Here is an 11694-nt window from a genome sequence, read left to right on the forward strand (position 1 = left end):
AGCGTGGGGTCAGGGCTCCGCGTGCCGGTCGATGCCGAGCGTGGCGATGAGGTCTTCGTGGAGCTCGAACCAGACACGATGGCAGGAGTCGACGTCGGTGCGGTCGACCCAGGCGCCCTCCCCGGCTCGGGCGCGCGCCAGGGCTGTGGTGAAGCGGGTGTCGTATCCGCGGAACCGGGTCAGGACGTTCCCGAGCCGCTCTGCGAGTGGCGTGAGCTCGCGGTCGATGGCGGCGAGCTCGTCGAGGATCCGGGCGTCCCACGCGGGATCGGAGTGGTCGTTGACGGCGAGCCGATCCCCGGCGGTGGGCCGGAGCTGCCAGTCGGTGCAGGCGCGGAGCAGGAGGGCGTTGAGCGGGAGGAACTCGCGGTAGATGCCACGGACCTCCTCGGCACCGCCGACGCGGGCGAGCTCGGCCGCGAGCCGGCGCTCGTTCTCGGCCCGGCCCGATTCGGTCAGTGACCAGCCTCCGGTGCCGGCGAAGGCGGTGTGCTCGACCCAGCCGCGCGCCTGGCCGTCGCGCAGCGCCTGTTTCGTCTCGGTCTCGTCGAGCCCGTACCGATGAGCGATCGCCGGGGTGTCCGCGTACCCGGAGATGCGCACGGCGTGCAGGACCAGGAGGCCGGAGGAGGATTCCCGCGTCACGAGCCGGCGTCCTGCCGTGCTGCCAGGCGGTGGTAGTGCTGCTGGCACGCCTGCGGGGAGTTGAACCCCATCGCGTGCGCCATCTGCGCCCAGGTGAGCCCTGCGCTCCGGGCCGTGAACAGCAGGGCGGATTCGAGTCCTTCGACCTCGGCGCGGGCGGCGGGCAGGAGGGCGAGCGCGCGCAAGATGTCCTCCGGGGCCAGGTCGGCGTGGCGCCAGACGGCGAACTGCACGAGGTCGACCGCTGATGGCGGGACGGGCGGGGGCCGCCACGGGCGGGCTTCGAGCGCGTCCGCGCCCAGGGTCAGGAGGTGCTCGCGCGCGTCCTGCTCACGTTGGGCCTGGACGTGGTCGGCGTGCACGTGATCGATGTCCGGGTTGCGTGCCATGCGGCTCATGATGCACAATCAACAAAATGTTGTCAACAAACTATTGAAAAGGCGGGAGCCGGTGATCGTACCCTTGGCGCAGGCTGCCGCCGATACGTGCGGGGGCAAGGCCGGCGCGCTCGGCGCGTTGCTCCGCGCGGGTCTGCCGGTGCCCGACGGCTTCGTCGTCCCGTTCGCCGCTCACCTCGCCGCGGTCCGCGACCTGGACCTCGGGCGGTTCGCCGGCGAGCCGGACGATCCTGAGGCGACGCGGCAGGCGATCGAGGCCCTCCCGGTCCACGCCGCCCTGCTCGGCGCGCTGGAACGCGCACTCCGCGAGCTCGGCGATCCGCCCGTGGCGGTGAGGTCGTCGGCGGCGGACGAGGACACCGGCCTGGCATCGGCGGCCGGTCAGCACGAGAGCTTCCTCGCCGTGCACGGGGCCGGCGAGGTCGCCGAGGCCGTACGTGCCTGCTGGGCCTCGCTGTTCTCCCCCCGTGCCGTCGGCTACCGTGGCGCCTCCGGCCGCGACGGTCGGCCGTTCGGCGATCTCGCGATGGCCGTCATCGTCCAGCGCCATCTGGACGCCGAGGCGTCCGGGGTCATGTTCACCCCCGCGGACCCGAACGGCGCGACCGAGATCGAGGCGTCCTGGGGCCTCGGCCCCAGCATCGTCGGGGGCACGGTCACTCCTGACGCCTACCGGGTCGCCGAGGACGGGTCGGTCACACGCACCATCGCCGACAAACGGACCCGCCTTGACCGGCGCGGCAGGCGACTCGTCACGCGCGACGTGTCCACCCTCGCTCGGCGCCGGCCGACGATCGACGACGCGACCGCCACGCAGCTCGCCAAGCTGGGTGAAGAGATCGCCGCCGTGTTCGGTGGACCGCAGGACATCGAGTGGGCGATCGCCGACGGCCGTACCTGGGTCCTGCAAGCACGGCCGGTCACCGCCGCGCTCCCACCGTCGGCATCGCCCGTCGGCGTCCCGGGCACCTCGGCCGCCGCCCTCACCGGAACGCCGGGCAGCCGCGGGACCGTGACCGGCACCGCGAGGATTGTCCGCGGTCCCGGCGACTTCGCGCGCGTGCGCCCGGGCGACATCCTGGTGTGCCCCTTCACCGATCCCGCCTGGACGCCGCTGCTGCGCATCGCCGCCGGCGTCGTCACCGAAACCGGAGGCGTGCTCTCCCACGCCGCGATCGTCGCCCGGGAGCACGCCATCCCCGCCGTCCTCGGTGTCCCGAACGCGACGGACCGGCTCCACGACGGCACCGTCATCACCGTCGACGGCACCACCGGCACCGTCACGGCGGCGAACGCGTGACCGGCCGCCCCGCCGCCTCGGTCGCGTCAGGCCAGGCGCCGACCCCACACCCACGGATCGAAAGGAGAGGGGAGGCGGGCCCGCCCGGCCACCGCGTCCCTCGCTGCTCATGGCAACTCGACACCTCTACCTGGCACGCCACGGCGCGGCCGACGCGTTCGGGGAACTCACCGACATCGGCCACCGGCAGGCGAGCCTGCTGGGCGAACGGCTCGCCGGCGTGCCGGTCGACGCCGTGTGGCACTCTCCGCTGCCCCGCGCCGTGGCCAGCGCCCACGAACTCGCCCGGCATCTGCCGGACGTGCCCGTGATGGAGGCCGCCGAACTCGTCGACCACGTGCCGTACGTCCCCGGTGCGGCCGAGACACCCCCGTCCTGGGCCGGCTTCTTCGACGGCTACGACGCCGCCGAGGCGGCCTCGGGCCAGAGGCTTGCCGAGGCCCTGGTCACCCGGTTCGCCAGAATCCCGGACCGGACCTCGAACGGGACCCCGCCCGACACGCACGAGATCCTGGTGACGCACGCCTACCCGATCGCGTGGCTGGTGCGGCACGCGCTGGACGCGCCGCCGTCCCGGTGGCTCGGGCTGAACAGCGCCAACACCGCGCTGACGGTCATCGAGTACCGCAACGGCCTGCCGCCCACGATCGTGATGTTCAACGACATGAGCCACCTCCCGCCCGGCCTGCGCTGGACCGGGTTCCCGGCAGTCATGAGGCCGTGAGGTGGCATCGCCGGGTCGTGACAAGGACTTCGCCTGGTCAGGCCGGATGTTCGACCGCGTACGTGGACTGCACGACCCCGGCCCCGAACACCTTGGTCGACAGATGGGTGAGCGGGACATCCCGGCCGGCCGGGCCGAACAGCGGCAGCCCCGTGCCGATCAGCACCGGCACCGTGGTGAGCGTGATCTCGTCGATCAGTCCCGCGCGCAGGAAGGTGCGGACGACCTGCCCGCCGTCGACGTACACGCTCTTGGTCCCGCGTTCGGCCAGCCCGCGCACGAGCGTGTCGAGGTCGCGGTAGACGGTGACGCGCGGGTCGGCGCCGGCCTCCAGGGTGGTGCTCAGGACGGCGGTGTGCCGGCCCTCGTGCGGCCACGGGTCGTAGGTGAGACCTGGCTCGTACGTGCCGCGCCCCATGACGACGGCGTCGATGCCGCTGATGAACTCGTCGTAGCCCAGGTCGTCCCCGGCGGCCTCGCCCCTGCTGGTCAGCCAGCCGAGGTCGCCGTCCTCGCGGGCGATGAACCCGTCCAGGCTGATGCCGATGAACACCGCTGACTTGAACGGCCGGTCTGCGTACATGCGCACTCCCCATTTATAAATGAGTCTTCGTTTACAAACGTAGCGAGACCCGCCCGGGTTTGTAAACCGGCGTTCAAGAACGCGGGGAGCGGTGCGTGGATTCTGTCGGCGGCGGCGGCCATGATGGGGGCCATGGCCTCATGGCAAGAGTTCGATCGGCAGGCGCCGGAGCTGGCCCGGGTCGCGCGGCGGCTGATGGACGCCTACAGGCACAAGGTCCTGGCGACCTTGCGCAAGGACGGCTCGCCGCGGGTGAGCGGGGTCGAGACGAGCTTCAAGGACGGCGAGCTGTGGACCGGGTCGATGTCGCAGGCGGTCAAGGCGGCCGACCTGCTGCGGGATCCGCGGATGGCGATCCACGTGACCTCCCGCGCTCCCGAAGGGGAGGATCCGTCCACCTGGGAGGGCGACCTGAAGCTGGCCGGGCGGGCGGTGGAGATCACCGATGCGGCGGTGCTGGCGTCGTACGGGATGCCCGGTCCGGGCTCGCACCTGTTCCGGATCGAGCTGACCGAGGTGGCGTGGACCAGGGTGGAGGGCGACGAGATCGTCATCGACGGCTGGCGCGAGGGGGTGGGGGTGCGGCAGTTCCGCCGCAAGTGATCTACAACGTAAAGGCGCCGGCCGGTGTGCAACAGCCTCCCGCGACGCCTCACAATCCCGCCGACGGTCGCGGGTCGCCGTTCGGGACAGCCTGGGACGAGGAGGCGGGTGTCGTCCGCCTGCTCGACCGGCCCGGAAGCGACCGGCCCGGTGCGGGGTCAGTGGACGGAGAAGCCGCCGTCGACGAAGAGCATCTGGCCGGTGACGAACGCGGAGGCGTCGCCTGCCAGGAACACGGCGGCGCCCGCGAAGTCCTGCGGGAGGCCGTTGCGGCCGATCATGTGGCGGGCGGCGAGGGCTTCGACGCGGCCGGGGATGGCCTTGGTGGGCTCGGTGAGCGGAGTCAGCACGAAGCCGGGGATGATCGTGTTGACGCACACGCCGTCGGCCGACCAGGCCTCGGCCTGGGAGCGGGTCAGGCCGGCGAGGGCGGCCTTGGCGGCACCGTAGACGCCGCTGTTGCCGAAGGCGCTGATGGACTGCTGGGAGCCGATGTTGATGATGCGTCCCCAGCCGCGACCGGCCATCTTCGGCCCATAGTGCTGGCCGAGCAGGTAGGGGGCGGTGAGGTTGACGGCGAGGGTGCGTTCGTAGTCGTCGGGGGTGAGGTCGGCCATTGGCTTGCGGATGTTGTTGCCGGCGTCGTTGACCAGGATGTCGATGTCGCCGGTGGTGTCGCAGACGCGCTGGACGTCGTCGCGGTCACCGAGGTCGGCGCTGATCCAGGAGGCGGTGACGCCGTGCCCGCGCAGCCGGGTGGCGGCCTGCTCCAGCTCGGCCGGCCGGCGGGCGACCAGCACGACCTCGGCCCCGGCGCGCCCGACGGCCTCGGCGATGGCGTACCCGATTCCGGAGCTGCCGCCGGTCACCAGCGCGCGCCGGCCGTGGAGGGAGAACAGCTCCCGCAGATAGTCCGACATGGACGGTCAAGCTAGCAGCCGCGCGGCCACCTGGGGGCCTGGGGGCCCGGGGTTCGGTTCCGGGCAGGTTGGCGCGCCGGCACGGATGGTCACGGCGCGGAGGGTGCGGGAGGCGGGCCGGTCCTGTGGCAGCTGACCTGGTCGCGAGAGGGGAGGGTTTGCGCGCGGGCGGGCGCGGGGATAGGCTCGAACACTGCAAATCGACAGCCGGGCCTTCACAAGACTCCCGATAGGAGTATACCACGGAATGACTAACCGTCAAGATGGTCTCGCGCAAGCCCTTGACAGCGAGCAGCGTGCTGTGACCTGGCTCTACGGCAGGCTCGACGTCGCCAGGGAGCGGGCGCGGGAGACGCTGCGTACGGTCTACGCCAGGGGCGGGTCCTCGGGAACGACGCGGCAGGCGATGGTCGAGCGCGAGGTGCTGGCCTCGGAGCAGGCGCGGCGGCTGGCGCAGCTCAACGCGGTCGAGCGGGGCCTGTGTTTCGGCCGGATCGACGACGCCTCGGGGGAGGGCACCTACATCGGCCGGATCGGGCTGCGTGACGAGGGGCACGAGTCGGTGCTGATCGACTGGCGGGCGCCGGCGGCGCGGCCGTTCTACGTGGCCACGGCCACCGATCCGGGCGGCCTGGTGCGGCGCCGGCATCTGCATCTGAAGGACCGTCAGGTGGTGGGCATCGACGACGAGGTGTTCGACCTGGAGGGGATGAGCGAGGGGGACCGGCGCACGCTGGTGGGCGAGGCGGCGCTGCTGGCGGCGTTGCGGCGGGGCCGTACGGGGCGGATGGGCGACGTGGTGGCCACCATCCAGACCGAGCAGGACCGGGTGATCCGCTCCTCGCTGCAGGGGGCGCTGGTGGTGCAGGGCGGGCCGGGCACCGGCAAGACGGTGGCGGCGCTGCACCGGGCGGCGTACCTGCTCTACACCCACCGCGACACGCTCGAGCGGCGCGGGGTGCTGGTGGTGGGCCCCAACCCGATGTTCCTGCGGTACATCGGGCAGGTGCTGCCGGCGCTGGGTGAGACGCAGGTGGTGATGACCACGGTCGGTGAGATGTTCCCGGGGGTGCGGGCGGTCGCGGCCGACCGGCCGGCGACGGCGGTGGTCAAGGGCGACGTGCGGATGGCCGAGGTGGTGGCCGGGGCGCTGGCGCTGCGCCAGCGGGTGCCGGAGGGCGAGCTGGTGGTGGAGCTGGACGGGCTGCGGCTGCGGGTGCCGCACGAGACGTGCGCGCGGCTGCGTGAGCGGGCGCGGGCGGTGCGGCTGCCGCACAACATGGCCCGCAAGCTGTACGTCACCGAGATGCTCAAGGAGCTGGCCAGGGCGGAGGCGCGGGCGCTGGAGGAGTCGCTGCACATCGAGGAGCTGGACGTCGACGAGCCGGAGCTGACCGAGCCGCTCGATCTGGAGGGCGATCTGGACGAGCTGGACCTGGAGCTGGCCTCGGGCCGGTTGTGGGGCGAGCCGGAGGTACGGCGGGCGGTGGACGGGCTGTGGCCGGAGCTGACGCCGCAGCGGCTGGTGTCGGAGCTGCTGTCCTCGCCGGAGACGTTGTGGTCGGTGGCGCCGCCGGGGCTGGACTGGCAGGAGCTGGTGCGCCCGGCCGGCGCCGAGTGGACGGACGGGGACGTGCCGCTGCTGGACGAGGCGGCCGAGCTGCTGGGTGAGGACGACTCCGCGCGGCGGGTGCGGGCCAGGCTGTCCGGGGAGGAGCAGGCCGAGCAGGAGTTGTACGCGCGGGAGGTGCTGGTGACGACGGGCGTGGCCGAGGCGGGCGTCTTCGACCGGGCCGACGTGCTGGCCGAGCGGCATGCCGACGACGGCGTGGGCCTGACCACGGCCGACCGGGCGGTGGCGGATCGTACGTGGGCCTATGGTCACGTGATCGTGGACGAGGCGCAGGAGTTGTCGCCGATGGCCTGGCGGATGATCATGCGGCGGGTGCCGGCCAAGTCGCTGACCGTGGTGGGCGACCTGGCGCAGACGGGGTCGGCGGCGGGCGCGCGTACGTGGGGCGAGGTGCTCGACCCGCATCTGGCGGGCCGCTGGCGGGTGGAGCGGCTGCTGGTCAACTACCGCACGCCGGTGGAGATCATGCGGGTGGCGGCGGACGTGCTGCGCGCGTACTCGCCGGGTCAGGAGCCGCCGGAGTCGGTGCGTGAGGGCGAGGCGGAGCCGCGGGCGGTGCGCCTGCCGGTGTCCGGGCTGCCGGAGCTGGTGGAGCGGGAGCTGGCGGCCGTCGCCGGCGGGAGCGGTGAGGGGCGGGTGGGCGTGGTGACGCCGGACGCCCGGCACGCGGAGGTGGCGCGGCTGTTCCCGCGGGGGGACCTGGACGCGCCGGTGGTGGTGCTGACGGTGGGGCAGGCCAAGGGGCTGGAGTTCGACGCGGTCGTGGTGGTGGATCCGGCGGGCATCCTGGAGCAGTCGCCGATGGGCGGCCAGGATCTGTACGTGGCGGTGACGCGGGCGACGCGGCGGCTGACGGTGGTGCACGAGGGCGAGCTGCCGCCGGTCCTGTCCCGCCTGACCTAAGGAATCTACAATGTAAAGGCGGCGGGTCGGTGCAATCCTCCCGCCGCCCGCTTCGAAAACCCTCAGCGGCGGGAACCGGCGGGGTGGATCACCCGTTGTCGTGGGAGAGCTTGTCGGCCACGGCGTGGATGGTGCGGGTGACGTGGTCGAGGGCGCGCAGGGTCTCGGTGTCGAGGTGGTCCATGATGCGCTGGTAGTGCTGCACGCCGGCGTTGTTGATCTCTTCGATGAGCTCGGTGCCCTTGGGGGTGAGCTCGACGCGGCGGACGCGGCGGTCGTGGGGGTCCTCGTGGCGGCTGACGAGGCCGTGGGCGACGAGGCGGTCGACGATGCCGGTGACGGTGCCGAGGCCGACTCCGAGGTTGTGGGCGAGGTCCTGTCCGGAGACGGAGCCGTTCATGGACAGGACCATGATGACCTTGAGCTGCCGCATGGTGAGGTTGGAGCTGAACAGGGGGGATTGGTGCTGGGCGAACAGCCGGGCCAGGCCCCGCTGGGTTTCGCCGATCCGGCGGATCAGTTCTTCGCGTTCGTTGCTCACGCTCACCTCTCGCTTCCTGAGAAGGTTATCAGGAAAGCTTCAGTCGTCTAAATATTCGTACAAGGCGAAGTGTTAGTCTGGGGCGAACTCTTGGAGGGGAGCCTATGACCGCATTCGCCCGGTTGAGCTTGGTCAACCGCAGCCTTGTGATCTTGCTGGCGGTCGTGCTCAGCGCGTTCGGCGCGTTCACGATCCCGCAGTTGAAACAGCAGTTGCTGCCGTCTTTGTCGTTCCCGGGCGCCTTCGTGGTCGCGCCGTATCCGGGTGCCTCGCCGGAGATCGTCGAGGATCAGGTCACGGCGCCGATCGAGGACTCCTTCCAGGGGCTGGCCGGGATGGAGCAGATGACCTCGACCTCGAAGGAGGGCCTGGCGCAGATCCAGGTGGCCTTCGAGTACGGCACCGACATCGAGTCCTCGCTGAACAAGATGCAGCAGGCCATCGCCAGGGTGCCCTTGCCCGACGGCGTGGATCCGCAGGTGGTGGCCGGCAACACTGACGACATCCCGGTGCTGGTGCTGGCGGTGGGCGACGGTGGCGACGAGCGGGCGATGGCCGACAAGCTGCGCCGGATCATGGTGCCGGAGCTGCAGGGCGTGGCGGGCGTACGCGAGGCGTCGATCACGGGCACCCGTGACGAGGTCGTGACGATCGAGCCGGACGCCAAGAAGATGGCGGCGGCGGGTGTGTCGGCGGCGCAGATCCCCGAGGTGCTCAAGGCGAACGGCACGCCGATCCCGGCGGGCTCGCTGACCTCCGACGGCAAGTCGCTGACGGTCCAGGTGGGCACGCGGGTCGACTCGGTCGAGAAGCTGAAGGACCTGTACCTGACGCCCGCCCAGCCGGCGGCGACCCCGCAGCAGTCCCAGCCGCAGCAGGCGCGCCCGCAGACCGGGCAGCCGGGGCAGGGGCAGTCCGCCCAGGCCCAGGCACAACAGGCTCAGGCGCAGCTGGTGCGGCCGAAGCCACTTAAGCCGGTCAAGCTGGGCGAGGTCGCGGACATCACGCGCGGGCTGGCGGACTCGACGACGATCACCCGTACGGACGGCAAGACGAGCCTGGGCGTGTCGGTGACGATGACGCCCGACGGCAACGCGGTGACGATCTCGCACCAGATCCGGGAGAAGCTGCCGGAGCTGACCAAGGCGCTGGGCGACTCCTCGGACACGCAGGTGTCGGTGGTGTTCGACCAGGCGCCGTACGTGGAGCAGTCGATCGAGAGCCTGACCACCGAGGGCCTGCTGGGCCTGGCGTTCGCGGTGCTGGTGATCCTGGTGTTCCTGCTGTCGGTGCGCTCGACGCTGGTGACGGCGGTGTCGATCCCGCTGTCGGTGGTGATCGCGCTGATCGTGCTGTGGGCGGGTGACTACTCGCTCAACATGCTGACGCTGGGCGCGCTGACGATCGCGGTGGGCCGGGTCGTGGACGACTCGATCGTGGTGCTGGAGAACATCAAACGGCATCTGGCCTACGGTGAGGCGCGACTACAGGCGATCCTGACGGCGGTGCGCGAGGTGTCGGGCGCGGTGACGGCCTCGACGCTGACGACGGTGGCGGTGTTCGCGCCGATCGCGATGGTGGGCGGCATGGTGGGCGAGCTGTTCAGCCCGTTCGCCATCACGGTGACGGTGGCGCTGCTGGCCTCGCTGGTGGTGTCGCTGACGGTGGTGCCGGTGCTGGCGTACTGGTTCCTGAAGACGCCGGAGCTGACGCCGGAGCAGGCGCGCAAGCAGCGTGAGGAGGCCGAGGCCAAGGAGCTGCGCTCGCCGCTGCAGCGGGCCTATCTGCCGGTGCTGCGGTTCGCGACGCGGTTCAAGCTGGTGACGGTGCTGATCGGGGTGGCGGTGTTCGTCGGCACGATGGGCCTGGCCGGCGGGCTGCAGACGAACTTCCTGGACTCCTCGGGGCAGAACACGCTGTCGTTGTCGCAGCGGATGCCGGTGGGCACGGACCTGGCCACGACCGACAAGGCGGCCAAGCAGGTCGAGGGCGTGCTGTCGGGCATGGACGCGGTGGAGACCTACCAGGTGAACGTGGGCGGTGGCAACGCCATGCAGGGCGGTGCCGTCGGCGGCGGGGCGGACCGGGTCTCGTACTCGGTGACGTTGAAGGACGGCGCCGACACCGCCAGGGCCGAGCAGGAGCTGCGCGACGGGGTCGCGAAGCTGTCGGGGGTCGGGGAGGTCACGGTCGGCGGCGCCGGTGGTGGCGGGTTCGGCTCCGACACGATCGACGTGATCGTGCGGGCGCCCGACACCGAGACGCTGCGTACGGCGACCGACGCGGTCAAGACGGCGATGGGCGAGGTGTCCGGGCTGCGGGACCTGTCGTCGAATCTGGAGACGAGCGCGCCCCGGGTTGAGGTCGTGGTCGACCGGGAGGAGGCCGCGGAGCGGGGCCTGTCGGAGGCGCAGGTGGGCCAGGCGGTGGCGCAGGCGTTCCGCGGGGCGCCGCTGGGCCAGATCACGCTGGACGGCCGGGCGAGCGACCTGGTGCTGCGTGGCGCGGACGCGCCGGACGACATCAAGGCGATCGAGGACCTGAAGCTGCCCACGGCCGGCGGGCTGGTGAAGCTGTCGTCGGTGGCGGACGTGCGTGAGGTGGCCGGGCCGACGCAGGTGACCAGGATCGACGGCGAGCGGTCGGCGACGGTGTCGGCCAAGGCGGCTGACGCGGGTGACCTGGGTACGGTGACGCAGGCGCTGACGACGAAGCTGGACTCGGTGACGCTGGCCTCGGGCGCCTCCTACGAGATCGGTGGTGTGTCGGCGGACCAGGCCGACGCGTTCGCCGATCTGGGGCTGGCGATGCTGGCGGCGATCGCGATCGTATTCCTGATCATGGTGGCGACGTTCCGCAGCTTCATCCAGCCGGTGATCCTGCTGGTGTCGGTGCCGTTCGCGGCGACGGGCGCGGTGGGGCTGCTGGTGGCCACGGACACGGCGCTGGGTGTGCCGGCGTTGATCGGCATGCTGATGCTGATCGGCATCGTGGTGACGAACGCGATCGTGCTGATCGACCTGATCAACCAGTACCGTGAGCAGGGCATGGGCGTGGTGGAGGCGGTGATCGAGGGTGGCCGGCGCAGGTTGCGGCCGATCCTGATGACCGCGGTGGCCACGATCTGCGCGCTGACGCCGATGGCGCTGGGGGTGACCGGGTCCGGCGGGTTCATCTCGCAGCCGCTGGCGATCGTGGTGATCGGTGGTCTGATCTCCTCGACGTTGCTGACGCTGGTGCTGGTGCCGACGCTGTACACGGTGGTGGAGCGGGCCAAGGAGCGGATGCGGCGCACGCCGGCCGCGCCGAAGCACGAGGCGAAGGTGCTGACGCCGGCCCAGTGATGCCGGCCCAGTGATGCCGGTGTGGTTTCCCGCGCCGACCCCTCATGCGGCGCGGGAGATCGCGGGCCCGCCCGTACGGACTGCGTGCCGTACGGGCGGG

10 protein-coding genes are annotated in these 11694 nt (G+C 71.6%); 5 read left to right on the top strand and 5 right to left on the bottom strand.

The features are described 5' to 3' along the window. Positions 1-9: 9 nt before the first annotated feature. Both ACBJ59_RS22965 and ACBJ59_RS22970 read right to left on the bottom strand, forming a co-directional pair. Entirely contained in the window at positions 10-645 is a 636-nt protein-coding gene (locus ACBJ59_RS22965; RefSeq protein ID WP_375112273.1) for a transcriptional regulator, read from the bottom strand. Continuing rightward, positions 642-1034 (bottom strand): DNA-binding protein, encoded by a 393-nt coding sequence (locus ACBJ59_RS22970; RefSeq protein ID WP_375112274.1) that lies wholly within the window; start codon positions 1032-1034, stop codon positions 642-644. The genes ACBJ59_RS22965 and ACBJ59_RS22970 overlap by 4 nt, the downstream gene beginning before the upstream one ends. Positions 1035-1095: 61 nt before the next feature. Between ACBJ59_RS22970 and ACBJ59_RS22975 the strand changes: the two genes are divergently transcribed. Continuing rightward, entirely contained in the window at positions 1096-2343 is a 1248-nt protein-coding gene (locus tag ACBJ59_RS22975) for a PEP/pyruvate-binding domain-containing protein (RefSeq protein WP_375112275.1), read from the top strand. A 109-nt stretch (positions 2344-2452) separates the two neighbouring features. Beyond that, positions 2453-3067: a histidine phosphatase family protein gene (locus ACBJ59_RS22980; RefSeq protein ID WP_375112276.1), complete on the top strand. Its 615-nt coding sequence runs from the start codon at positions 2453-2455 to the stop codon at positions 3065-3067. A 37-nt stretch (positions 3068-3104) separates the two neighbouring features. On the opposite strand, the gene ACBJ59_RS22985 is transcribed toward ACBJ59_RS22980, so the two are convergent. Beyond that, complete coding sequence (locus ACBJ59_RS22985; RefSeq protein ID WP_375112277.1) at positions 3105-3650, bottom strand: dihydrofolate reductase family protein; 546 nt, start codon at positions 3648-3650, stop codon at positions 3105-3107. A gap of 132 nt (positions 3651-3782) precedes the next feature. Between ACBJ59_RS22985 and ACBJ59_RS22990 the strand changes: the two genes are divergently transcribed. After that, a complete protein-coding gene (locus tag ACBJ59_RS22990; protein WP_375112278.1) occupies positions 3783-4253 on the top strand; it encodes a pyridoxamine 5'-phosphate oxidase family protein in 471 nt (156 codons plus the stop codon). A gap of 158 nt (positions 4254-4411) precedes the next feature. Here ACBJ59_RS22990 and ACBJ59_RS22995 read toward each other — a convergent pair whose 3' ends face one another. Next, positions 4412-5173 (bottom strand): SDR family NAD(P)-dependent oxidoreductase, encoded by a 762-nt coding sequence (locus ACBJ59_RS22995; protein WP_375112279.1) that lies wholly within the window; start codon positions 5171-5173, stop codon positions 4412-4414. 247 nt (positions 5174-5420) lie between these two features. Between ACBJ59_RS22995 and ACBJ59_RS23000 the strand changes: the two genes are divergently transcribed. Continuing rightward, a complete protein-coding gene (locus ACBJ59_RS23000; protein ID WP_375112280.1) occupies positions 5421-7709 on the top strand; it encodes a HelD family protein in 2289 nt (762 codons plus the stop codon). 88 nt (positions 7710-7797) lie between these two features. Here ACBJ59_RS23000 and ACBJ59_RS23005 read toward each other — a convergent pair whose 3' ends face one another. Next, on the bottom strand, positions 7798-8250 hold the full coding sequence (locus ACBJ59_RS23005) for a MarR family winged helix-turn-helix transcriptional regulator (RefSeq protein WP_375112281.1): 453 nt from the start codon (positions 8248-8250) through the stop codon (positions 7798-7800). A gap of 104 nt (positions 8251-8354) precedes the next feature. Between ACBJ59_RS23005 and ACBJ59_RS23010 the strand changes: the two genes are divergently transcribed. After that, positions 8355-11594, top strand: coding sequence for an efflux RND transporter permease subunit (locus ACBJ59_RS23010; protein WP_375112282.1), 3240 nt, complete (start codon positions 8355-8357; stop codon positions 11592-11594). The last annotated feature ends 100 nt before the right edge of the window (positions 11595-11694 follow it).

Origin of the sequence: Nonomuraea sp. MTCD27 (assembly GCF_041950495.1) — a bacterium.
Taxonomy (GTDB): Bacteria; Actinomycetota; Actinomycetes; order Streptosporangiales; family Streptosporangiaceae; genus Nonomuraea.